Origin of the sequence: Frigoribacterium sp. VKM Ac-2836 (assembly GCF_013248995.1) — a bacterium.
Lineage (GTDB): Bacteria > Actinomycetota > Actinomycetes > Actinomycetales > Microbacteriaceae > Frigoribacterium.
Map to the genome: position 1 here is coordinate 685593 of NZ_JABRPK010000002.1, position 23301 is coordinate 708893.

22 protein-coding genes are annotated in these 23301 nt (G+C 70.6%); 13 read left to right on the plus strand and 9 right to left on the minus strand.

What is annotated here, in order from left to right; all coding sequences use genetic code 11:
- Window positions 1–20 precede the first annotated feature (20 nt).
- The gene (locus HRF36_RS09575) at window positions 21–1136 is read left to right on the plus strand and encodes an FUSC family protein (RefSeq protein ID WP_173209226.1); all 1116 of its coding nucleotides are present in this window, start codon (window positions 21–23) and stop codon (window positions 1134–1136) included.
- Window positions 1137–1196: 60 nt separating this feature from the next.
- On the opposite strand, the gene HRF36_RS09580 is transcribed toward HRF36_RS09575, so the two are convergent.
- The gene (locus HRF36_RS09580) at window positions 1197–1973 is read right to left on the minus strand and encodes a class I SAM-dependent methyltransferase (protein ID WP_173209228.1); all 777 of its coding nucleotides are present in this window, start codon (window positions 1971–1973) and stop codon (window positions 1197–1199) included.
- A 41-nt stretch (window positions 1974–2014) separates the two neighbouring features.
- Between HRF36_RS09580 and HRF36_RS09585 the strand changes: the two genes are divergently transcribed.
- Window positions 2015–2767: a phosphoglyceromutase gene (locus tag HRF36_RS09585; protein ID WP_173209229.1), complete on the plus strand. Its 753-nt coding sequence runs from the start codon at window positions 2015–2017 to the stop codon at window positions 2765–2767.
- Between the two features lie 96 nt (window positions 2768–2863).
- Here HRF36_RS09585 and HRF36_RS09590 read toward each other — a convergent pair whose 3' ends face one another.
- Together HRF36_RS09590 and phoU are read right to left on the minus strand one after the other, a co-directional pair.
- On the minus strand, window positions 2864–3397 hold the full coding sequence (locus tag HRF36_RS09590; RefSeq protein WP_173209231.1) for an ATP-binding protein: 534 nt from the start codon (window positions 3395–3397) through the stop codon (window positions 2864–2866).
- A 95-nt stretch (window positions 3398–3492) separates the two neighbouring features.
- Window positions 3493–4146: a phosphate signaling complex protein PhoU gene (phoU, locus tag HRF36_RS09595; protein ID WP_123519038.1), complete on the minus strand. Its 654-nt coding sequence runs from the start codon at window positions 4144–4146 to the stop codon at window positions 3493–3495.
- Window positions 4147–4385: 239 nt separating this feature from the next.
- Here phoU and HRF36_RS09600 point away from each other — a divergent pair, with 239 nt between their 5' ends.
- Both HRF36_RS09600 and HRF36_RS09605 read left to right on the plus strand, forming a co-directional pair.
- A complete protein-coding gene (locus tag HRF36_RS09600; protein WP_173209233.1) occupies window positions 4386–5588 on the plus strand; it encodes a cell wall metabolism sensor histidine kinase WalK in 1203 nt (400 codons plus the stop codon).
- 13 nt (window positions 5589–5601) lie between these two features.
- Window positions 5602–6282 carry a response regulator transcription factor gene (locus HRF36_RS09605; protein ID WP_173209235.1) on the plus strand — a complete coding sequence of 227 codons (681 nt, stop codon included), beginning with the start codon at window positions 5602–5604 and terminating at the stop codon, window positions 6280–6282.
- Window positions 6283–6403: 121 nt separating this feature from the next.
- Here HRF36_RS09605 and HRF36_RS09610 read toward each other — a convergent pair whose 3' ends face one another.
- Window positions 6404–7000 (minus strand): DNA modification methylase, encoded by a 597-nt coding sequence (locus tag HRF36_RS09610; protein WP_173209237.1) that lies wholly within the window; start codon window positions 6998–7000, stop codon window positions 6404–6406.
- Between the two features lie 136 nt (window positions 7001–7136).
- On the opposite strand from HRF36_RS09610, the gene HRF36_RS09615 reads away from it, so the two are divergent.
- The 4 genes from HRF36_RS09615 to rlmB are packed head-to-tail and all read left to right on the plus strand — an operon-like array spanning window position 7137 to window position 11371.
- Complete coding sequence (locus HRF36_RS09615) at window positions 7137–7619, plus strand: CarD family transcriptional regulator (RefSeq protein ID WP_043597211.1); 483 nt, start codon at window positions 7137–7139, stop codon at window positions 7617–7619.
- Window positions 7609–8913, plus strand: a complete 1305-nt coding sequence (gene ispD, locus HRF36_RS09620; RefSeq protein ID WP_173209239.1) for a 2-C-methyl-D-erythritol 4-phosphate cytidylyltransferase — start codon at window positions 7609–7611, stop codon at window positions 8911–8913. Before HRF36_RS09615 ends, ispD begins: the two co-directional genes overlap by 11 nt.
- The gene (cysS, locus tag HRF36_RS09625; RefSeq protein ID WP_173209241.1) at window positions 8910–10328 is read left to right on the plus strand and encodes a cysteine--tRNA ligase; all 1419 of its coding nucleotides are present in this window, start codon (window positions 8910–8912) and stop codon (window positions 10326–10328) included. Before ispD ends, cysS begins: the two co-directional genes overlap by 4 nt.
- Window positions 10325–11371 (plus strand): 23S rRNA (guanosine(2251)-2'-O)-methyltransferase RlmB, encoded by a 1047-nt coding sequence (gene rlmB, locus HRF36_RS09630; protein ID WP_173209243.1) that lies wholly within the window; start codon window positions 10325–10327, stop codon window positions 11369–11371. Before cysS ends, rlmB begins: the two co-directional genes overlap by 4 nt.
- Before the next feature lie 304 nt (window positions 11372–11675).
- Here the strand turns inward: rlmB and HRF36_RS09635 are convergent, their stop codons facing one another.
- Complete coding sequence (locus HRF36_RS09635; protein WP_173209245.1) at window positions 11676–12977, minus strand: DUF4032 domain-containing protein; 1302 nt, start codon at window positions 12975–12977, stop codon at window positions 11676–11678.
- A gap of 142 nt (window positions 12978–13119) precedes the next feature.
- Window positions 13120–14220: an ABC transporter ATP-binding protein gene (locus tag HRF36_RS09640; RefSeq protein ID WP_173209247.1), complete on the minus strand. Its 1101-nt coding sequence runs from the start codon at window positions 14218–14220 to the stop codon at window positions 13120–13122.
- Window positions 14221–14493: 273 nt separating this feature from the next.
- Between HRF36_RS09640 and HRF36_RS09645 the strand changes: the two genes are divergently transcribed.
- The gene (locus HRF36_RS09645) at window positions 14494–15456 is read left to right on the plus strand and encodes a thioredoxin domain-containing protein (RefSeq protein ID WP_173209249.1); all 963 of its coding nucleotides are present in this window, start codon (window positions 14494–14496) and stop codon (window positions 15454–15456) included.
- Here HRF36_RS09645 and HRF36_RS09650 read toward each other — a convergent pair.
- Complete coding sequence (locus HRF36_RS09650) at window positions 15453–16004, minus strand: metallophosphoesterase (RefSeq protein WP_173209251.1); 552 nt, start codon at window positions 16002–16004, stop codon at window positions 15453–15455. The two genes, HRF36_RS09645 and HRF36_RS09650, sit on opposite strands and share 4 nt — an antisense overlap.
- A 194-nt stretch (window positions 16005–16198) precedes the next feature.
- On the opposite strand from HRF36_RS09650, the gene HRF36_RS09655 reads away from it, so the two are divergent.
- The 3 genes from HRF36_RS09655 (at window position 16199) to HRF36_RS09665 (ending at window position 20052) form a co-directional block, all read left to right on the plus strand.
- Entirely contained in the window at window positions 16199–17332 is a 1134-nt protein-coding gene (locus HRF36_RS09655) for an AI-2E family transporter (RefSeq protein ID WP_173209253.1), read from the plus strand.
- A 295-nt stretch (window positions 17333–17627) separates the two neighbouring features.
- Window positions 17628–19523, plus strand: a complete 1896-nt coding sequence (locus tag HRF36_RS09660) for an MDR family MFS transporter (protein ID WP_173209255.1) — start codon at window positions 17628–17630, stop codon at window positions 19521–19523.
- Window positions 19504–20052, plus strand: coding sequence for a MarR family winged helix-turn-helix transcriptional regulator (locus tag HRF36_RS09665; RefSeq protein ID WP_173209257.1), 549 nt, complete (start codon window positions 19504–19506; stop codon window positions 20050–20052). Before HRF36_RS09660 ends, HRF36_RS09665 begins: the two co-directional genes overlap by 20 nt.
- Before the next feature lie 99 nt (window positions 20053–20151).
- Here the strand turns inward: HRF36_RS09665 and HRF36_RS09670 are convergent, their stop codons facing one another.
- Together HRF36_RS09670 and HRF36_RS09675 are read right to left on the minus strand one after the other, a co-directional pair.
- Window positions 20152–21195: an NAD(P)-dependent alcohol dehydrogenase gene (locus HRF36_RS09670; RefSeq protein ID WP_173209259.1), complete on the minus strand. Its 1044-nt coding sequence runs from the start codon at window positions 21193–21195 to the stop codon at window positions 20152–20154.
- Between the two features lie 157 nt (window positions 21196–21352).
- Window positions 21353–22294: an ROK family protein gene (locus HRF36_RS09675; RefSeq protein WP_173209261.1), complete on the minus strand. Its 942-nt coding sequence runs from the start codon at window positions 22292–22294 to the stop codon at window positions 21353–21355.
- Between the two features lie 81 nt (window positions 22295–22375).
- On the opposite strand from HRF36_RS09675, the gene HRF36_RS09680 reads away from it, so the two are divergent.
- Window positions 22376–23284 (plus strand): carbohydrate kinase family protein, encoded by a 909-nt coding sequence (locus tag HRF36_RS09680; protein WP_173209263.1) that lies wholly within the window; start codon window positions 22376–22378, stop codon window positions 23282–23284.
- Window positions 23285–23301: the final 17 nt, after the last annotated feature.

The window sequence follows — 23301 nt, forward strand, 5'->3', positions numbered from 1 at the left end:
CAGCGCACGCGGGCCCGGTCGTGACCGGGCCGACGCGCGAAGGCGGGCTGCGGCGTGGCTGGCACCGCGCCTCCTCGGCGTTCGACCTGCGCGACGCGACGGCGCGGACCATCGCCTCCGGCCCGGCCGTCGTCCAGATCGTGCTCGCCGTCGTGGGCGCGTACGCGATCACGCATTACGGTCTCGGGCACGCGATCCCCCTGCTGGCCGTGACCATCACGATCTCGTCGCTCGGCCTGGCACGCGACGCCCGCCCGCGACGCGTGCTCGAGAACGCGGTGGGCGTCCTGATCGGCATCGCGCTCAGCGAGGTGTTGCTGATGGTGGTCGGCAAGGGGTTGTGGCAGATCGCCCTCGTCCTCTTCGTCACGCTGTCGGTCGCCCGGTTCTTCTCGCCGAGCAGCGCCTTCGCCGCCGCGGCCGCGACCCAGTCCATGCTCGTCATGTTGCTGCCGGACCCCGACGGCGGGGCGTTCGTCCGCAGCATCGACGGCGCCGTCGGGGGAGCCGTGGCGTTGCTCGTCACCGCGATCGTGCCCCGAGATCCGGTCGGGCTGGCCCGGCACGACGCCCGACGCTTGTTCGACGAGGTCGACCGGGCCTTCGCGTCACTCGTCAGCGCCCTCCGAACCGACGACGCCCCGCGGGCCGATGACGCGCTCGAGCGCCTGCGGTCGACCCAACCGGTGCTCGACGACTGGTCGTCCACCCTCGAATCGGCCCAGTCGATCGCCCGCCTGTCGCCGTTCCTGCGGTCCCGGTTGCCCGATCTCGTGCAGCAGGCGGCGGTGCGGCGGTACGTCGACCTCGCCGTGCGCAACCTGCGCGTCGTCGCGAGGCGGCTCGACACCCAGCTCGGGGACGGTGTCGACCGGTCGGCACTGGCCGACCTGCTCGACTCGACCGCGCGGGCCGTGGCCGTGCTCGGCAGGTCGGTGCACGACGTCGAGCAGAGGCCGGTCGCGCGCGAGGCGCTCTCGGCCGTCGCCCGTCGCCTCGACCCGACGGTGGTGCTCCCCGGTGCGCCCGTGACCGAGGCGATGGTCGTGCTGATGATGCGCCCGCTGCTCGTCGACCTGCTGATGGCCACCGGCCTGGACCACGACGACGCCAGGGCCCGACTCGCCCGCGTCTGACTTCCGGCACGCCGGCGGCCCGCAGCTCGACAGGTCGTCGCCCCGATGCGACGGCGCGGCTCAGTCGCGCGGCGCGACGGCGGCCCAGGGCAGCGAGAGCTCGCCGAGCCGCCAGCGCGTCCGACCGCCCTGCACGGGCCAGCCGGCCTCGCGCAGTCCCCGCACCGTCGCGAGCCAGCGCTGCACGGGCCCGTAGACCGACAGCGGTGCGGCGACCGCCCAATGGCGATCGAGGTCGACGATCAGATCGTGCACGCGCTCACCCGGCACGTTGCGGTGGATGAGGGCCTTGGGCAGCCGCTCGGCCACGACCGACGGCAGCTCGAGACCGGCGAGTCGCAGCGAGATCGTGAACGTCGTGGGCCCCTCGGGCGTCACGTCGACCCAGCTCGCGACGCGTCCCACCTCGTTGCAGGTGCCCTCGACGAGGACGCCGCCGGGCTGCAGGCGCGCCGTCATCAGTGCCCAGGCCTCGGCGACCCGGGACTCGTCGTACTGTCGCAGCACGTTGAACGCCCGGATCACCGCCGGTCGCCGGTCGCCGTCGAGCGGCACCTCGAAGCCGCCCCGCCGGAAGCTCACGCCGGGACGTGCCGAGAGGCTCGCCAGCCGGACGCGCTCGGGCTCGATCTCGATGCCCACGACCTCGACGTCGTCGCGCACCTTCAGGAGGCGCTGGTGAAGTTCGAGGGGAGTCGTCGCGCTCGCCCCGTACCCCAGGTCGACGACCAGCGGATCGTCCGCGCGCCGGAACGACGGGTGGGCGGCGATCCAGCGATCGACGCGCCGCAGACGGTTGGTTCCGGTCGTGCCGCGCGTGACGGAACCGATGGGCATGCGCCAAGTCTGCCATCGGGCCGTCGCGATACGCTGGCGGCATGACTTCGACCCTGATCCTCCTGCGTCACGGCAACAGCGAATGGAACGCGAAGAACCTCTTCACCGGATGGGTCGACGTGCGGCTCACCGAGCAGGGGCGCCGAGAGGCCAAGCGTGCCGGCGAGCTGCTGCGCGAGGCCGACCTGCTGCCCGACATCCTCTACACGTCGCGCCTCACCCGGGCCATCCAGACCGCCGACATCGCCCTCGAAGAGGCCGACCGCCTCTGGGTCGACGTCAAGCGCTCGTGGCGTCTGAACGAGCGGCACTACGGCGCGCTGCAGGGCAAGGACAAGGCCCAGACGCTCGAGCAGTACGGCCCCGAGCAATTCCAGACCTGGCGTCGCTCGTTCGACGTGCCGCCGCCCCCGCTCGACGACGACAGCGAGTTCTCGCAGGCGCACGACAAGCGCTACGCCGAGCTGGGCGTCGACGCGCCCCGCACCGAGTCGCTCGCCCTCGTGATCGAGCGCATGCTGCCGTACTGGCACAGCGACATCACCGAGAGCCTGGCCGCCGGCGACGTCACCCTCGTGGTCGCCCACGGCAACTCGCTGCGTGCGCTGGTCAAGCACCTCGACGGCATCAGCGACGACGAGATCGCCGAGCTGAACATCCCCACGGGTATCCCGCTCGTCTACGAACTCGACGACGATTTCGCGCCGACCGGTCCGGCCCGCTACCTCGACCCCGAGGCCGCCGCCGCCGGCGCCGCGGCCGTCGCGAACCAGGGCAAGCGCGCCGGAGCCTAGGCGACGCGAAGCGTTGCGCGACGCCCGACTCGGGCGTCGCCGTGAGGAGTACGAAACCCACACCCGGCGCCGAGCGGGGTGTGGGTTTCGTCGTCCTCAGACGAACTTCGCGCTGATCTGCATGACGAGGTCGTCCATGTCGACGGGCGCGCTCGTGTCGACGCGGATCACGGGCCAGTCACCGAGCGGCTCGGCTGCTCCGGCCCACGTCGGCCAGGCGGCTCGGGCCGATTCGACGGTGCCGTGCGCCGGGTGCCGGCCGCCGGCCGCGAGCCGGTCGACCACGCGCTGCAGGGCCACCTCGGGGTCCACGTCGCACCACACCTCGACCGTGCGCGGTGATCCCGCGCGCTCGACGCCGGCTCGGGCGAACTCGAGGTCGCGCTCCCGGTGCCAGAACGCGTCGACGACCACGCCCGCCTCGACCTCGCCCGCCATCGCCCAGACGGAGTCCATCGCGATGCCCCCGAGGGCCTGCGGATCGATCATCGGCCCGGCCAGGTCGACCAGCGCCTCCTTGACGGGGTCCTTCGCGAGCAGCGGGCATCCGAGCACCCCCGCGAGCGTGGCCGAGAGGGTGGTCTTGCCCGATCCGGGCAGACCGTTGACGAGGATCGCGACTGAAGCCATGCCACCATCCTCGCGGACGGCGGAGGGCCCGACCGAACGCAGGAGGCGCGGTGCCCGTCGAACGGACACCGCGCCTCCTGCAGGACCTCGGGCGATCAGACCTCGGGTGCCACCCAGTCGCCGGTGGCGAGGTACTGGACCTTCTTCGCGATCGAGACCGCGTGGTCGGCGAAGCGCTCGTGGTAGCGCGACGCGAGGGTGGAGTCGACCGTGTCGACGGCCGCGCCCTTCCAGGTCTCGCCGAGCACCTTGTCGAAGACGCTGAGGTGCAGTTCGTCGATGCGGTCGTCGTCGTTGCGGATCTCTTCGGCCAGGCGGACGTCTTCGGTGGTCAGCAGCTCGGTGAGTTTCTTGGCGATGGCGACGTCGAGCTCGCCGAGCTCCTTGAAGGTCGGCCGAAGCGACTTCGGCACGACCTTCTCGGGGAACCGGTAGCGGGCCAGCTGGGCGATGTGCTCGGCCATGTCGCCCATGCGCTCGAGCGAGGCGCTGATGCGCAGCGCGCTGACCACGATGCGCAGGTCGCGGGCGACCGGGTTCTGGCGGGCCAGGATGTCGATGGCCAGCTCGTCGAGCGCGATGGCGCGCTCGTCGATCTTGTCGTCGTCGGCGATGACCTGCTCGGCCAACGAGACGTTCGACTCGTTGAAGGCCGTGGTCGCGTTCGCGATCGAGACGGCGACGAGGCCGGCGATCTCGACGAGACGCTCCTGCACCTCCAGGAGTTCCTGCTGGAATACCTCGCGCATGTCGTGTTCGACCCTCTCGTCGTGGGGGCTCGGTGGCCCTGGGAGCACGGTGGCTGTGAGCGACGTGCGGGACGCACGTTCGGCTCGTGACGTGGGGGCAGAGTCGCCCGCACAGTCCCGACGATGCTCTCCGGTGAAGGTTAACGACCGGTGATCGCCGCCTGAACTCTGACCAAAGTACAGCGGATGCGGCGGCCTCCCGTTCATCGACCTGCTGGGGTGTCACTACTCTGAGCAGCATGGAATCCGCCTGGCTGGTGCCGTTGTCGCTGGCCTTCGGGGTCGTCGTCGGCGCCGCGATCGTGGTGGTCGTCGTCTCGGCCCATCGACGAGCCGTGCGTGCCGCGGCGCTCGTCGACATCGCCCTGCCCGACGGCATCGACGCCGTGCTCGACGCGCTCGAGTCCGCCGGCCTCGTGGTCGACCCGTCGGGCAACGTGCTCAAGGCCTCGGTCGCCGCGCGCCAGCTCGGCCTGGTCTCGGCGCAGCAGCACCTCGTGCACCCCGAACTCGAGACGATCGTCAACGACGTGCGTCGACACGGCGACCCCGTCGTCGAGGAGCTCACGCTGCCGCGGCTCCCCGGCAGCGAGGCCACCATCGCGGTGCACGTGAGGGCCGCGGCGCTCGGCGGCCGGTTCGTGCTGCTGCTGGCCGAGGACCGCACCGAGGGGCGCCGGCTCGACGACATGCGTCGCGACTTCGTCGCCAACATCAGCCACGAGCTCAAGACGCCGATCGGTGCCGTCGGCCTGCTCGCCGAGGCCCTCGAGTCCGCGTCGGCCGACCCCGAGCAGGTGCGGCACTTCGCCGCCCGCCTCACCCGTGAGGCCGGCCGGCTCGGTCGCCTCACCCAGGACATCATCGAGCTGTCCCGCCTGCAGGCGACCGACGCACTCGAGACGAGCGACTCGGTCGACGTCCGCGACGTGGTCGACACGGCGGTGGACCGCAACCGCGTGGGCGCCGAGGCGCGGGGCATCGACCTCGTCGTCCGGGGCGGCAAGCACGCGCACGTGATCGGCGACCAGACCATGCTGGTCACGGCCGTGGACAACCTCGTCGCGAACGCGATCAACTATTCGCCCGACGGGTCACGCGTGGGCATCGGTGCCACGGTCGATCAGTCCGGCGTCGTCGAGATCGCCGTGACCGACCAGGGCTACGGCATCCCCGACGACGAACTCGACCGTGTCTTCGAGCGGTTCTACCGCGTCGACCCCGCGCGGTCGCGTCGCACGGGTGGCACGGGTCTCGGGCTCGCGATCGTCAAGCACGTGGTGCAGAACCACGGTGGCGACGTCCGTGTCTGGTCGCAGGTCGGCAAGGGCTCGACCTTCACCCTGCGCCTGCCGGCGGCGGACGTCGAACCCTCCACCCGATCCATCCCGACCACGGCCGCCTCGGCGCCGGAGCACCAAGAGCACCAGGAGACACGATGACCAAGGAGACCCGATGACCCACATCTTGATCGTCGAGGACGAAGAGTCCCTCAGCGAACCGCTCGCCTTCATCCTCCAGCGTGAGGGCTACCAGGTGACGGTGGCCGAGGACGGCCCCGGCGCCGTCGCCGCCTTCGACAAGACCGGCGCCGACCTCGTGCTGCTCGACCTCATGCTGCCGGGCATCCCGGGCACCGAGGTCTGCCGGGTGATCCGGACCAAGTCGCAGGTGCCGATCGTCATGCTCACCGCGAAGGACAGCGAGGTCGACATCGTGGTCGGTCTCGAGCTGGGCGCCGACGACTACGTCACCAAGCCCTACTCGACCCGCGAGCTGCTCGCCCGCATCCGTGCCGTGATGCGCCGCCGCGTCGACCCCGACGACCTGTCCGACTCGATGCTCGAGGCGGGCGAGATCCGCATGGACGTCGAGCGTCACGTCGTCTCGGTCCGCGGCACCGACGTCGCCATGCCCCTGAAAGAGTTCGAGTTGCTCGAGCTGCTCATGCGGAACGCCGGCCGGGTGCTCACGCGCGGCCAGCTGATCGACCGGGTCTGGGGCTCGGACTACTTCGGAGACACCAAGACTCTCGACGTCCACATCAAGCGCATCCGCTCGAAGATCGAGGCCGTCCCGTCCGAGCCGAAGGCGCTCGTCACGGTGCGTGGTCTGGGGTACCGCATCGAGGCCTGAGCGCCTGCGGCACGCCGCGCCCGACCGTCTCGAGAGTCGAGGAGGCGCGGCGCGCGTCGGACACGAGAGGCCCGGCACCGCACACGGCGGGCCGGGCCTCTCGGCTGATGCAGGAGGCGCGCTAGGGCGTCGGCGACGAGGACGGTGCCTGCTGAGTCGCCTCGGGCAGCGGCGTCGACGAGGGCGTCGCCTCGGAGGGCGCGGTGGGGGAGGGCAGCAGGGTGGCGTACTCGGCCAGAGCACCCGTGAGGACGGGCACGACGAAGGACTTGCCGGTCTCGGTGCCGTACTGGACAAAGATCGTGACGAGGGCGCCCGGATCGGAGTCGAGCGACTCCATGAGGAACTGGTCCTGACCGGGCTCGGTGCCCAGCGAGACCTGCGACGAGCCGTCGACCTCGACGGTCTGGGTCTCTTTGCCCGAGGTGGTGGGGTACTCGAACGAGACCTCGGCGGCCTCGTCGCTCGTGTTGAGCACGACCATGCTGAGGCTGGCGGTGCCGCCGTCGCCCTCGGTGGCGGTCAGGGCGATCGCGTTGCGGACCTGGATGTCGCCCACGTTCACGCTCGTGCCGTCGCTCGCGTCGTACTGTTTGGTCGTGGCCTGCGGGCTGATGAAATTGCACCCGGCGGCGGTCAGGACGACCGCGGCACCGACGGCTGCGGCCGAGACGAGTCGCGTCGTCAATCCACGCGACTTCAGGGTTGGGGCTCGCACAGGTGTCCTCCAGGATCAGCGTCACGACAAACGTACGTGGACCAGCTTATCCGCGCCCGCTGGGGTCGGTTCCTTAGGGCAGCCTTACCAACGACTGCTTATGGTATCCTGGGTGTCGCAGAATGGAGCCTGATTCATGCAGTTCGAGGTCGGCGAGACCGTCGTATACCCGCATCACGGGGCAGCGACAATTTCAGAAGTCAAGAAGCGGATCATCAAGGGCGAAGAGAAGCTGTACCTCAAGCTTCGCGTCACCCAGGGTGATCTGACCATCGAAGTACCCGCAGACAACGTCGACCTGGTCGGCGTGCGAGACGTCATCGGCAAAGAGGGGCTGGACCGCGTCTTCGACGTGCTCCGTGCCCCCTTCACCGAAGAGCCGACCAACTGGTCGCGCCGCTACAAGGCGAACCTCGAGAAGCTCGCCAGCGGTGACGTCATCAAGGTGTCCGAGGTCGTCCGCGACCTCTGGCGCCGCGACCAAGACCGTGGCCTCTCGGCCGGCGAGAAGCGAATGCTCGCCAAGGCTCGTCAGATCCTGATCAGCGAGCTCGCGCTCGCCGAGAAGACCGACGAAGAGAAGGCGTCGAGCGTCCTCGACGAGGTCCTTGCGTCCTAGCACTCCCGACGACCGTTCGGTCGACGACGGTGGGGTCCACACCCCGTCCGGCGCCGGTCGGGCGGTCGTCGTCGTTGCGGCAGGCAGCGGCACGCGCCTCGCGCTCGGCAGGCCCAAGGCCTTCGTCGAGGTCGCCGGGCGCAGCATCCTCGAGCGGTCCCTCGACGCCGTTTTCGCCTCGGTCGTGCCGACACAGGTCGTCGTCGTCGTGCCCGAAGCTCTCGTCGACGAGTCCCGCGTCCTCGTCGACGCCGTCGCCGGGCCGGCTCGGGGTTACGCCTCCGTCCTCGCGGGCGGTGCCACGCGTCAACAATCCGTCGCGGTCGGTCTGACCGCCCTCGGCCCGGAGGTCGAGACCGTGCTGGTCCACGACTGCGCCCGACCGTTCACCCCCACCGCCCAGTTCGACCTGGTCGCGGGCGAGGTCGAGGCGACCGGCGACGGTGTCGTCCCGGGGCTGCCGGTGACCGACACGATCAAGCGCGTGGACGCCGGCGTCGTCGTCGACACGGTCGACCGCAGCGAACTCGTGGCCATGCAGACGCCGCAGGGGTTCCCCCGGGCGGCCCTCGACCTCGCCTACGCGGACGCCTCCGTCGAGCACACCGACGATGCCGCGTTGTTCGCCGCGGCCGGCCACCGCGTCCGCGTCGTGGCGGGTGATCCCGTGGCCTTCAAGATCACGACGCCGTGGGACTTGCGACGGGCCGAGACGATCGTCGCCGAGAGCGAGGCGACCGGGCCGGGTCGCGACCGCGCCCGCCGGCCGCGCCCGAGCCTCCTGACCGGGGTCGGCACCGACGTCCACGCGGTCGACGAGACCCAGCCCATGCACCTCGGGCTGCTGCACTTCCCCGGCGAGGCGGGCCTCGCGGGGCACAGCGACGGCGACGCGGTCGCGCACGCCATCGTCGATGCGTTGCTCTCGGCCGCAGGCCTCGGCGACATCGGCTCGAGCTTCGGCACCGACGACCCCCGTTTCGCCGGGGCGTCCGGCGACGTCTTCCTCACGGCGACCCTCGAGCTGCTCGCGGCGACGGGCGCCACGCCCGTCAACGTCGCCGTCCAGGTGGTCGGCAACCGGCCCCGGCTGTCGTCCCGTCGCGTCGAGATGCAAGACGGGTTGACCCGCGTGGTCGGGGCCCCGGTCAGCGTCTCGGCCACGACGACCGACGGGCTGGGGTTCACCGGCCGGGGCGAGGGCGTGGCCGTGATCGCGACGGCGCTCGTCACGCGCGACGACCCCTCCGCCGGCGGCACCTCGGAAGCCACGTCAAATAGGCTGACCACGTGACCATCAGGCTCTACGACTCCCGTCAGCAGGCGCTCGTCGACTTCGTCCCGCTCGTTCCCGGCCAGGTCGGGCTGTACCTCTGCGGGCCCACCGTGCAGTCCTCGCCCCACATCGGGCACCTGCGCTCGGCCCTCGTCTACGACCTCTGGCGCCGGTGGTTCACCTACCGTGGACTCGAGGTCACGCTCGTCCGCAACGTCACCGACATCGACGACAAGATCCTCGCGCTGGCGGCCGACACGACCGAAGAATGGTGGGCGCGGGCCTACCGCTACGAGCTCGAGTTCACCGCCGGCTACCACGCCCTCGGCATCCTGCCGCCGACCTACGAGCCCCGGGCGACCGCGAGCGTCAGCGAGATGCAGCAGATCATCACGACGCTGATCGAGAAGGGGCACGCCTACGTCGCCCCCGACGCGTCGGGTGACGTCTACTTCGACACCGCCGGCTGGCCGACCTACGGTGCCCTGACCAACCAGTCGACCGACGACATGGCGCCCGCCACCGACGCCGACCCCCGGGGCAAGCGCGACCCCCGCGACTTCGCCCTGTGGAAGGGCCACAAGGCCGATGAGCCCGAGTCCGCCTCGTGGGCCTCGCCCTGGGGCGAAGGGCGTCCGGGCTGGCACATCGAATGCTCGGCGATGTCGGCGCGATACCTCGGCGAGGCGTTCGACATCCACGGCGGCGGGCTCGACCTGCGGTTCCCGCACCACGAGAACGAGCTGGCGCAGTCGACCGCGGCCGGCATGGGGTTCGCGTCGTACTGGATGCACAACGGTCTCGTCGCCGTCGAGGGCCAGAAGATGTCGAAGTCCCTCGGCAACTCGATCTTCGCCGCCGACTTCCTGGCGCAGGCCCGACCCGTCGTCGTGCGCTACTTCTTCAGCGCCGCCCACTACCGCTCGACCATCGACTACCACGAGGGCGCCCTGCTCGAGGCCGAGGCCGCTCTGGACCGCATCGAGACGTTCCTCGAGCGGGCACGGCGACGCCTCGCCGACACCCGCTTCGCCGGGGTCGGTGCGCGGGTCGTGCCCGACGACTTCGCCGAGGCGATGGACGACGACCTCAACGTCCCGCAGGCCGTCGCCGTCCTGCACGACACCGTGCGCGCCGGCAACGTCGCCCTCGACGACGGTGACCTCGACACCGCCGCCCACGCCTGGCAGCACGTCGCGGCCATGGTGGCCGTGCTCGGCATCGACCCGTCGGCGCCCGAGTGGCGCACCGGCGACGAAGGCGACGCGCACCGCGCGCTCGGCACGTTGGTCGACGTACTCTTGGCCGAACGCCAGCAAGCCCGGGCCGATCGCGACTTCTCGCGGGCCGACGAGATCAGAGGCGTCCTGACGGGCGCCGGCATCACCATCGAAGACACCCCCAGCGGGTCGCATTGGAGCCTCGAACAGTGAAGAACACCAGCGGAGCACGCAAGGGCCGTCCCGGCAGCAGTGCCGTGCGTCAGGGCAGCAAGGGCAAACAGGTCGGCAGCGGCGGGCAGGGTCGCCAGGCGCTCGAGGGCAAGAAGCCCACTCCCGCCGCAGAAGACCGCCCGTACCACCCCGCGGGCAAGGCCAAGGCGGCCCGTGAGCGGCTCGAGGCGGCGCGTGGTCGTGGCGGGTCCGGCCCCCGGGCCGGGTCGCCGATCGCCGGCCGCGGTGGGCCGGACGCACCCCGCCGCCGCCCGAAGTCGGCCGACGACCACGAGATGGTCACCGGTCGCAACTCGGTGGTCGAGGCCCTGCGGACGCGCATCCCGGCGACGACCCTCTACATCGCCGCGCGCATCGAGATGGACGAGCGCACCAAAGAGATCCTGCAGCTCGCCACCCGTCGGGGCCTGCCGATCCTCGAGGTCATGCGTCCCGAGCTCGACCGCATCACCGGCCACGACTCGGTGCACCAGGGCGTCGCGCTCAAGGTGCCGCCGTACGAGTACGCGCACCCCGTCGACATGCTCGAGGCCGCGATCAAACGCCAGCAGAAGCCGCTCTTCGTGGCCCTCGACGGCATCACCGACCCGCGCAACCTCGGGGCGATCATCCGGTCCGTCGCCGCGTTCGGCGGGCAGGGCGTCATCGTCCCGCAGCGTCGGTCGGTGGGCCTGACGGCATCGGCCTGGAAGACCTCGGCCGGTGCCGCGGCGCGCATCCCGGTCGCCATGGCTTCGAACCTGACGCAGACCCTCAAGTCGTTCAAAGAGCAGGGCGTGTTCGTCGTGGGCCTCGACGGTGACGGCGACGTCATGCTGCCCGGTCTCGAACTCGCCGACCGCCCGATCGTCGTCGTCGTCGGCAGCGAGGGCAAGGGACTGTCGCGCATCGTCGCCGAGACCTGCGACGCCATCGTGTCGGTGCCGATCACCGGTGCCGTCGAGTCGCTCAACGCCGGCATCGCCGCATCGGTCACGCTCTACGAGATCTCGAAGCTGCGCGCCGAGCGCAAGAAGAAGTAGGTCACGGCCCCTCGCGAGGGCGGACGTCGAGGAGGCGCGGGTCGGCTAATTGCCGACCCGCGCCTCCTGTGCGTCCTGCGTCGTGCGTCGTGCGCGGCTCGCGGCGCGCGAGGCAGGGCGGCCTCGCCCAGGGCGTGATCCGATACGTACCGGATCACCGATGAACCCGGGTTCGAACCACGAACCCAGAACGAACGGGGTTCATGGTTCGAAACCGGGTTCTCGGGTGGTGAGGGGGCGGAGCCGGGCCCGCGGAGGGTGGCGCGGCGATCGGCGGCGGGGCGGCGCGGTGCCGGACCTGCGGTCAGACCTTGCTGCGCCAATCCTCGTCGGCGTCGGCCTCGTCGGCCTCGAGCAGGGCGGCCTCGGGCAGCGTGATCGACTCCGTCGCCGGCTCGATCACCATCTGCTCGTCGCGGCGGTGGCGCAGCACGTCGTTGATGTACGAGGTCAGCGCCTCGGCGATGGGCACGTCGCGGTTCTCGGCCTGCGACTGGTACCAGCGGTGTTCGAGCAGCTGGTGGAACACCTCGGCCGGTTCGAGCCGGCCCCGCAGGTCGCGGGGGATCGAGCGCACGACCGGCTCGAAGACCCGCGAGGCCCACTCGTGGGCGATCATCTCTTCGTCGACGTCGGATTGATCGGTGCGCATGCGGTAGGCATCGAGGTCGTTGAGCAGGCGTCGGGCCTGGTTCTCCTCGACGTCGAGTCCGGTCAGGCGCAGCAGGCGGCGTGAGTGGTGGCCCGCGTCGACGACCTTGGGCTGGATCTTGACCTGGCTGCCGCCTTCGGCCGTCTTGATCGCGAGCTCTTCGATGTCGAAGCCGAGGTCGTTGAGACGTTCGACACGGTCGGTGATGCGCCAGCGCTCCGAGCTGTCGAAGGTCTCGGCACCGGTCAGCTCCGTCCAGAGGCTGCGGTACTTCGCGACGATGCCGTTGCTGACGTCGACGGCGTCCAGGTTGTCGTCGAGGCGGCCGCCGGCCTCGAGGTCGAGCAGTTCTCCGGCGATGTTGACGCGGGCGACCTCGAGGTCGTTCTCGCGTTGCCCGTTCGAGAGGCCGCCGGGGTAGAGCTTGCCCGTCTCGGCGTCGACCAGGTACGCGGCGAAAGCACCGGCGTCTCGCCGGAAGAGCGTGTTCGAGAGCGAGACGTCGCCCCAGTAGAACCCGATGATGTGCAGACGGACGAGCAACAGGGCCAGGGCGTCGACCAGGCGTCGGGCGGTGTCGGGGCGCAGCGTCTGCGAGTAGAGAGCACGGTAGGGAAGCGAGAACTTGAGGTGCCGGGTGACGAGCACCGGGTTGAGCGGTGACCCGTCGGCGTCGAGGCGGTTCGTGATGACGGCCAGGGGGTCCACGCACGGGATGTCCATGCGTTGCAGCGTCCGGAGCATCTCGTACTCGCCCCGGGCCATCTCGCCCGACGTCTCTTTGATGGCGATGACGAAGCCACTGAGGTGTGCGAAGCGGACGAGGTGCCGCGAGATGCCCTTCGGCAGCGTCGCGATCGCCTCGTCGGGCCACTCGTCGAGCGGCAGCGACCAGGGCAGGTCGAGCAGGGCGGGGTCGGCGGTGGCCGAGGTGATGTTCAGGGAGTCGGGCATGACGGCCTCTCGTGCGGTGGTGCGCCGCCTGAGGCGAGGCGGCGGGGGAGGTCAGGAGGCGCGGGGCCGGAACGCGGGACGGCCCGCCGGGTCGATCGGAGGAGTGCTCCGAGCGGACTCGACGGGCCGACCCGAGGGGGTGCTACGCGCTGACGACGGCCTTGTCGCCGAGGCGCTCGCCGCTCTCGGTGTCGAAGACGTGCACGTGGTGCGCCTGCGGGGTGACGTAGATCGTCTCGCCCAGCTTGGGGTGGTTGCGGCCGTCGACGCGGACGACGACGTCGACACGGTTGCCGTCGACCTCGGTGTGACCGTAGAGGTAGCCGTCGGCGCCGAGCTCTTCGACGACGTCGACGGTGACCGCGAGGCCCTCGCCGGTCGTGTTGACCACGACGTCCTCGGGGCGCACACCCACGGTGACGCTCTTGCCGTTGGCCTGGCCGACGGTGTCGCGGTCGACCGCGGTCACGGCGGTGCCGAACTGGATGCCGCCGTCGACGACGTCGGCGGGCAGCAGGTTCATGGCGGGCGAGCCGATGAAGCCGGCGACGAAGACGTTCTGCGGCTTCTCGTACAGGTCACGCGGCGTGCCGACCTGCTGCAGGACGCCGTCCTTCAGCACGGCGATGCGGTCACCCATGGTGAGGGCCTCGGTCTGGTCGTGCGTGACGTAGACCGTGGTGACGCCGAGGCGACGCTGCAGCGAGGCGATCTGCGTACGGGTCTGCACGCGCAGCTTGGCGTCGAGGTTGGACAGCGGCTCGTCCATGAGGAACACCTGGGGCTGACGCACGATGGCGCGGCCCATGGCGACGCGCTGACGCTGACCACCGGAGAGGGCCTTGGGCTTACGCGAGAGGTAGGGCTCGAGGTCGAGCAGCTTGGCTGCTTCGAGCACGCGGGTGGCGCGTTCTTCTTTGCCGATGCCGGCGATCTTCAGGGCGAAGCCCATGTTCTCGGCGACCGTCATGTGCGGGTAGAGCGCGTAGTTCTGGAACACCATCGCGATGTCGCGGTCCTTCGGCGGGACGTCGGTGACGTTGCGGTCGCCGATGTAGATGTCACCCGAGTTGACCTCTTCGAGACCCGCGAGCATGCGCAGGGTGGTCGACTTGCCGCAACCCGAGGGACCGACGAGCACGAGGAACTCGCCGTCGGCGACCTCGAGGTCGATGCCGTCGACCGCGGCGCGCGTGGAGCCGGGGTAGAGACGAGTTGCCTTGCTGAACGTGACTGACGCCATGATCTTCTCCTTCACCGGCAGGTACGTGCCGGACGATCCGTTGTGAATGGACGGTGATCAACCTGAGAGGTCCGCGGTGACCACCATCGCTCAGCATGCCATGAAAATCCCTCGGATCGCCACGGGCACCCCCCTTCTCCACCCCCTCACCGCCCGCGCCTGCGGACTTCTGCCAGGCTCGGCTCGTACCATGTTCGATGGCCACGACTCGTGGCGACCGTCCCCCCCACCCGCTCGACGCGACCATGCGAGGCCGTCGCGCACCGGAGCCCCATGACTGACCTGAACCCCGACGACCCGTCGTTGACCAAGAACCAGCGGCGTGCGGCGGCCCGCCAGAAGGCGCAGCTCGCCCGCCAGAAGCAGAAGCGGCGCCAGCGCGCCGGCAAGTGGGCGCTGCAGGGCGGCCTCGCCCTCGTGGTGATCGCCATCGTCGTCGGCGTCGTCCTGGTCATCACGAACAGCATCCGTCCGGCCGGTCCCGGTCCCGCCAACATGGCCAGCGACGGCATCAAGATCGGCCAGGGGTTCGAGGCCGTGCCGACCGGGGCCCTCGGTCCCGACGACGAGCCGACGGCGGCCGCCACCACGGCGTCGAGCGACACGGTCGACATCGTCGTCTACCTCGACTACCTCTGCCCGCTCTGCGGCGAGTTCGAGCAGGCCAACAACGACTACATCAGTGGGCTCGTCGAGTCGGGGGCGGCGACGGTCGAGTACCACCCGGTGGCCATCCTGACGAACCAGTCCCTCGGCACCAAGTACAGCAACCGGGCGGCCAACGCGGCGGCCTGCGTGGCGAACTACTCGCCGAACTCGTTCTTCGACTTCAACACCGCGATGTTCGAGCAACAACCCGAAGAGGGCACGCGCGGACTGGACGACTCGCAGCTCGCCGACATCGCGACCGGTGTCGACGGGGTGACCGGCGCGAGCGAGATCACGAAGTGCATCGAGGACGACGAGTTCGGTTCGTGGGTGACGGCGTCCACGCAGCGGGCCATCGACGGTCCCCTGCCCAACAGTGGCCTCGACGCGCTCACGGGCACCCCGACGGTGCTCGTCAACGGGCAGCAGTACGACGGCAGCCGCCCGTTCACCGTGCAAGAGTTCCGGAGCTTCGTCGTCACGGCAGCCGGCAACAGCTACACCGAGTCGGGTACGGCCAGCCCGTCGCCGACCCCGACCGAGTCAGCTCCGGCCGAGTCGGCTCCGGCCGAGACACCCGCCGGCTAGGTCGTCCGGCGGGGGTGGGGCAGCACCCCCGTACGGTCACGGGCGGCCACGGGCAACTCGTGGAGCACGACGTCGCGCACCTCGCCCGCGTCGAGCGTCAGCGTGAGGTAGGTGGCGTGCGGCTGGCGCCGCCGGTCCGTGGGCGATCCCGGGTTGAGGAGTCGTAGGCCCGCAGGCGTCGTCGTGTCCCACGGGATGTGGCTGTGCCCGAAGAGCAGCAGGTCCGTCTCGGGGAAGAGGCGGTCCATGCGTCGCTCGCGCGCCTCCTTGGCCCCGGTCTCGTGGACGACCGCGAGACGTACCCCCTCGACGGTTGTGCGGGCCACCTCGGGCAGCCGGGCGCGCAGCCCGTCCCCGTCGTTGTTGCCCCAGACCCCGACGAGGAGGCGCGCGCGGGCCTCGAACTCGTCGAGCAGGGGTTCGCCGGTCCAGTCGCCCGCGTGGACGACCAGGTCGGCGCGCTCGACCGCGCCCCACACGACCCCCGGTACGGCCTTGGCCTTCTGCGGGACGTGGGTGTCGGACACGACGAGGACGGAGGTCGGCATGCCTCCCACGGTAGGCGCGCGCCGCGCGACCGGGGCACCGATCCGGCCCGATATTCTCGTGACGGGGTTGGCTGTCCCTGTCGGGTCGATCACCCCCGACGAGCCAGCGCGGCCCGACGGCATCCGGCCGCGCTCGGCCGCGCCCCGCCAGGCCCCCCTTCGACCCCCGCACCACCAGAAACGAGGACGACACCGTGGGACTCTTCCGTAGCCAAGAATCCGAGGTGGCCCGCGAGGACGCCGCCGTCCGGCACTCCCTCTGGGCCGATGCTTTCGGCACACTCGCGACGCGTGCCGTGCAGATCATCGCCGTGCTGATCGTCGCCATCGGCGTCATCTACGTGTTCCTCAGCCTGAGCCTCGTCACCCTGCCGGTGCTGCTCGCGCTGATCTTCGCGTCGGCCATGCTGCCGGTCGTGGCGTTCCTTCGCCGCCACAAGGTGCCCTCGGTGCTCGCGACCCTGATCTGCCTCTTCGCGGTCCTGATCATCCTGGGCCTCGTCGCCTGGCTGATCGTCTGGGCCGTCGAGAACCAGGCCAGCTCGTTGGTCGACTCGGCCACCTCGGGCTTCAACAAGCTGCAGGACTGGATCACGACGCTGCCGTTCTCGATCAGCGACCAGCAGATCGAGGACGTCCGCAACGCCGCGGTCGACTTCGTCACGAGCTCGCAGTTCGGCTCGGGTGCCCTCGCCGGGGCCTCGGCCGTCGGCAGCTTCGCCACCGGACTCGTCCTGATGATCGTCGTGCTGTTCTTCTTCCTGAAGGACGGCCCGGCCATCTGGGAGTTCCTGCTGCGCCCCTTCAAGGGCGAGAACTACGCCCGAGCCCGCCGCATCGGCGACAAGACGGTCACCACGCTCGGTGGCTACGTCCGCGGCACCGCGACGGTCGCCGCCGTCGACGCCATCGGCATCGGCGTCGGCCTCTGGATCGTCGGGGTCCCGCTCGCGCTCCCGCTCGCCGTCATCGTCTTCCTGACCGCGTTCATCCCGCTCGTGGGTGCGACCGCGGCGGGAATCCTGGCCGCCCTCGTCGCCCTCGTCGCGCTCGGCCCGGTCCAGGCGCTGATCGTCATCGGAATCGTGGTTCTCGTCAACCAGCTCGAGGGCAACTTCCTGCAGCCGGTGCTGATGGGTCGCACGTTGCAGTTGCACGGTCTCGTGATCCTCGTCGCCCTGACCGCCGGCACGATCCTCGGCGGTGTCGTCGGCGCGGTCATCGCGGTGCCGCTCATGGCCGTGGCGTGGGGCATCACCCAGGTCTGGAACGGCGACCACGAGCCGGCCGAGATGTTCCGGCAGAAGCGACCCGAAGAGGTCCGCTAGCGCCCACGGGCGAGACGAAGGGCCTTCAGGAGGCGCGGTGCGAGGACCTCTCGCACCGCGCCTCCTGCATGTCCGCGGCCCGAGAGCGCGGAGCCGAAAAAACATGCAGTACGTGCAGAGAAATGGTTGCTTTTCGTCAACGAAAGCGTATGGTTGACGTTCGGCAACCAACGGACACGGCCAACGGCGTTCGGTCCCTCACCATCTCGAACCACCGGAGCGCACCTTGTCGCAGACCACGACCGCCGCGGGCACGAAGCCTGCGGCACCCCACGAACCGGGCGAGGCGCCCGGCATGAGCCACCGCGAAGTCCTCACGGCCCTGTCGGGTCTGCTGATGGGCATGCTCGTGGCGATCCTCTCGTCGACCGTCGTGTCGACCTCGCTGCCGCGCATCGTGAGCGACCTCAACGGCAGCCAGACCTCGTACACCTGGGTCATCACCGCGACCCTGCTGGCCACGACGGTCAGCACCCCGCTCTGGGGCAAGTTCAGCGACCTGACGAACCGCAAGGTGCTGCTGCAGGTGGCGCTCGTGCTGTTCGTGCTCGCCTCGGTCGCCGCCGGTTTCTCGCAGAACACCGCCACGCTGATCACCTTCCGCGTCTTCCAGGGCCTCGGTGCCGGTGGCCTCACCGCCCTCGTGCAGGTCGTCATGAGCGACATCATCAGCCCGCGTGAGCGCGGCCGGTACATGGGCTACCTCGGCGCTGTGATGAGCGTCGGCACCATCGGCGGCCCGCTGCTCGGCGGCGTCCTCACCGACTCGATCGGCTGGCGCTGGAACTTCTTCGTCGGCGTGCCCGTCGGCGTCGCGGCGCTCATCGTCATCCAGCGCACGCTGCACCTGCCCCCCAAGCCCAAGAAGGCCGTCGTCGTCGACTACTGGGGCGCCGGGCTGATCGCCGGTGGCGTCTCGCTGCTGCTCGTCTGGGTGTCGCTCGGCGGAAAGCAGTTCGAGTGGGCCTCGACCACCAGCTGGCTGATGGGCGTCGGCGCGGCCGTGCTGCTCGCGCTGGCCGTCGTCGTGGAGTTCCGCTCGAAGGAGCCGATCATCCCCCTCACGTTGTTCAAGAACCGCACCTTCACCTTCGCGGTGATCGCCTCGCTCAGCGTCGGCGTCGCGATGTTCGGCACCAGCGTGTTCCTCGGTCAGTACATGCAGCTGGCCCGCGGCCAGTCGCCGACCATGGCGGGCATCCTGACCCTGCCGATGGTGCTCGGGCTGCTCATCTCGTCGATGGTGGCCGGCGCGCTCATCTCGAAGTACGGCAAGTGGAAGCCCTACATGATCGTCGGGTCGATCCTGCTCGCCGCGGGGCTCTTCCTCATGTCGACCATCGAGTACGACACGAACTTCGCCATCGTCTCGGTCTTCATGGCCATGATGGGTCTCGGCATCGGCATGGTGATGCAGAACCTCGTACTCGTCGTGCAGAACTCGGTCGACGTCAGCGTCGTGGGTGCGGCCTCGTCGAGCGTCGCGTTCTTCCGCAGCCTCGGCGGCACCATCGGCGTCTCGGTCATGGGCGCCGTGCTCGGCACCAAGGTCTCCGGCTACATCACCGACGGCCTGACCGACGCGGGTGTCGACCCCAGCGCTCTCGGCAGCGGCGGCTCGACGAGCATCCCCGACCTCAGCACCGTGCCCGGCCCGATCCGGACCATCATCGAGTCGGCCTACGGGCAGGGCGTCGCCGACGTGTTCCTCATCGCGGCCCCGCTCGCGCTGATCACCATCGTGTTCGTCTGCCTGCTGCCGAACGTCGAGCTCGGCACCAAGACCGGCATCCAGCGGGCAGCGGCGACGACGGACGGTCCTGCGGCCGGTTCGGCGGCGGCGACGACCTCCGAGGACAGCGAAGGAGGCGCGGCTCCCGTCGACGCGAACGCCTCGTCCCCGGCCGCCAAGGGAGCCGCCGCGACCGCCGGCCTGGCACCTGCGGTGTCCAGCGCTCCGGCGACGCGGTCCACGCCGGCCCCGGTCTCGCCCATCGACGAGGGTGGGGACGTCGCCGACCTGCAGCACCGTCACCACAGCCACACGACGACTCCCACCGGTACCATCGACACGATCATCGCGACGGGCGCCGCCGAGGTGGCGGGTCACCCGGTGCCCGCCGACGAACTGGCCGAGAGCCCGGTGTTCTCGTCCCTGGTCGAGGAGAAAGATGTCGCAGCCGACCGTTGACGGCCAGCCCGAGGGTGCGGTGCTCGACGTGCCGCGCCCCGCGGGGGGCGACGCTTCCGACCAGGCCGCACCGCGCCTCCCGGGCGCCGACGACGACGGTCGCGAGGGGCTGATGGCCGGGGTCGTCGACGAGATCGGCTCGATGATGGTCGAGGCGAAACGGACGATCGCCGCGGCGGCGTCGCGCTTCGACCCGGACGTCCCCCCGACGGCGTTCTACGTGCTGCGGTACGTGATGAAGCACCAGCCGTGCAGCGCCGGCGACATCGTGAAGGCGATGGCGATGGACAAGAGCGCGGTCAGCCGGCAGGTCACCCTGCTGCGCGAGGCCGGTTTCGTCGACATGGTGCCCGATGCCGCCGACGGACGCGTCATGACGCTCCACAGCACCGAACGTGCCGAGAGCCGCATGCTCGAGGTCCGGCACGAGAACCGCGCCGTGTTCCGGACGCACGTCGAGGGCTGGACCGACGACGAGCTCGCCGAGTTCGCGGGCTGGCTGCGCCGGTTCAACACCCCCACCGGGTAGACCCGGAGCCCTCTTGCGTCCGGCTCGTCCGGTCCACCGCGAACGGACGAAGGCCCCCACCCGGGACGGGAGGGGGCCTTCGCGCGTTCGGGGCAGGTGCTAGATCGTCGCGGTGTCGATCACGAAGCGGTAGCGGACCTTGCTGGCGACGACGCGCTCGTAGGCCTCGTCGACCTCGTCGGCGCCGATCGTCTCGATCTCGGCACCGATGTGGTGCTCGGCGCAGAAGTCCAGCATCTCTTGCGTCTCGGGGATACCGCCGATGTTCGAGCCGGCCAGGCTGCGACGGCCGCCGATCAGCGACCCGGCGCTGAACGACTGCGGGTTCTCGGGCAGGCCGACGAACACCATGGTGCCGTTGAGGCGCAGCGTGCGGGCGTACGCGTCGATGTCCATGTCGGCCGAGATCGTGTTGATGATCAGGTCGAACGAGTTCTTGAGCTTTCCGAAGGTCTCGGGGTCGCTCGAGGCGTAGTAGTGGTCGGCACCGAGCTTCAGGCCGTCCTCTTGCTTGGAGAGGGTCTGGCTGATGACCGTGACCTCGGCACCCAGGGCGTGGGCGATCTTGACGGCCATGTGGCCGAGCCCACCCATGCCGACGACGGCGACCTTCTTGCCGGGACCGGCGCCCCAGTGCTTCAGGGGCGAGTAGGTGGTGATGCCGGCGCAGAGCAGCGGGGCGGCCTCGTCGAGCGCGATGCCCTCGGGGATCGACAGCACGTAATTCTCGTCGGCGACGATCTGCTTGGCGTAGCCGCCGTAGGTGGGCTCACCCGAGTACTGGCGGCCGTTGTAGGTCGCGACGTTTCCCTTGACGCAGAACTGCTGCTCGCCCGCGAGGCAGTTCTCGCACTCGCGGCAGCTGTCGACGAAGCAGCCGATGCCGACGCGGTCGCCGACCTTGTGCTTGGTGACGTCGGAGCCGACCTCGGTGACGATGCCGGCGATCTCGTGGCCGGGAACCATCGGGAAGATGGCCTTGCCCCACTCTTCGCGGGCCTGGTGGATGTCGCTGTGGCAGATGCCGGCGAACGCGATGTCGATCTGGACGTCGTTCAGACCGACGTCACGCAGCTCGACGGTGGAGTGCTCGAAGGGAGCGCCGGCGGACGGCGTGAGCAGGACGGGGACGGTGGTGGGCATGAGATGACCTCTCTGCGGATGGTGGTGCGCGCCTCGAGGGCGCGCCGAATACCGACGACGTTGTGGGATGCAACCCAGCCTAGGCCGGGTCGCTGGCATCCGTTCCCAGCGAAGCGGCAGGCGCCCGAGGGGCGGCGTCGACCGCAGGAGGCGCGGCTCAGCCGAGCAGCTCGGCGCGCCAGACGAGGGCGGCGGCACCGACCAGGGGGCTCTCGTCGCTCAAGCCGGAGCGGACGACGCGGACGCGCCGGGCGTAGTCGTTGACCGGTGCCTCGGCGACCGTCGCCCGGACCAGGTCGAGGTAGTCGTCGCTGACGCGCGAGAACCCGCCGCCGATCGCGACGACGTCGAGGTCGAGGAGGGTGGTGACCGACGAGACGGCCTCGCCGACGGCGTTGGCCGAGCGGCGGACGGCCGCGACGGCGATCTCGTCGCCCGCGACGTAGCCGGCGGCGAGGTCTTCACCGCGCTCGCCCGGCCAGCCCTGGGCGCGCGCCCAGGCGACGACGTTCGGGCCCGAGGCGATGACCTCGAGGGTGGCGGCCCAGGCGCTCTCGCCCGCGGGGCGGTCGGCGATCTGGATCTGGCCGATGTGGCCGGCGTTGCCGGTGCCGCCCGAGAGCAGCCGGCCGTTGACGATCAGGCCACCGCCGACGCCGGTCGAGACGGTGATCGCCAGGGCGTTCTCGGCGCCCCGGGTCGCACCCACCCAGTGCTCGGCGAGGGCGAGGCTGACGCCGTCGAGCCGCAGGGTGACGGGAGCGGCGTCGGGCAGGGTCGAGGCCGCGAGGGCCGCGACCTGCTCGCGCAGCGGATAGCCGCGCCAGGCCTGCAGGTTGATCGGCGACACCGTGCCGTGCACGAGGTCGACCGGCCCGGCGCTGCCGATGCCCGCCCCGACGAGTGCGTCACCGTCCGGCAGGGCGTCGAGGGCGTGCGCGACCACCGCGCGGACCGCCTCGGCGAGTTCGTCGGACGTCGACCCGGCGCCGGTCGGGCGTCGGTCGCGACTGCCCTCGAGCAATGATCCGTCGGAGGCGACCAGCGCCGCCTCGACCTTCGTTCCGCCCACGTCGACGGCCAATGCGTAATCGGTCACGTCGGCCAGCGTAGCGGGGGAGCGCGACCCGACCGTGTGCCGGAATAGGGTGGCTGCGGCACGCTGACGAAAGGCACCCCCATGGACACCACCGACGGTAGGGTCGCCGTTCTCGGCGACGCCCTCATCGACGAGATCCGCACGGACGAGGGCTCGACCGACCACGTCGGCGGGGCCGGCCTCAACGTCGCCGTCGGGCTCAGTCGCCTCGGCGTGCCCACCACCCTGCTCGCGTCGATCGGTGACGACGCCGACGGGGAGTCGATCCGGGCCTTCCTCACCGAGCACGACGTCGAGCTCGTCGCGACGATCAACCCGCTCGGCACGGGTCGCGCGGTCTCGCTGCGGGTCGCCGGCGAGCCGACCTACGTCTTCACCGACGCCGCCGTCGCCCGCGGTCTCGACTTCTCGCCCGAGCAGCTCGCGGTGCTCGAGTCCGCGCCCCTGGTCGCCGTCAGCTCGTACCCGTTCGACGACGCCGCCCTCACCGACCGCCTGCTGCGGGTCATCGGCAGCGACCCCGTGCGACTCGTCGTCGACCCGAATCCCCGGCCCGGGTTCCTGCCCGGCGGGGCCGCGCAGATCGCCGACTTCGCGGCCGGCTTCGAGCGGGCGGCGGCCTCGACCCTGCTCGTCAAGGTCGGCGACGACGACGCCGAACTCGTCGCCGGACGATCGCTCGCCGACTGGCAGGAGGCGCTGCTCGCGGCGGGCACCGGGGGAGTCCTCGCCACGCGCGGCTCGGCCGGGGCGAGCCTGGTGCTGGCGACGTCGGACGTGGCACTGCAGCGCGGCATCTCGTCGGCCGAGGGCGAGGTCGTCGACACGATGGGCGCCGGCGACGCGACCTTCGCGTCGATCGTCGCCTCGCTGCTCTCCGAGCGGCGCGAGCCCGGCCCGGTCGACTGGTCGGCGGCACTCGACCGGGCGATGGACGTCGCGGCGGCGACGGTCAGGGCTCCGGGGGCGCTGCTGCGGCTGCCCCGCTGACGCCGGCGGGGTTCACC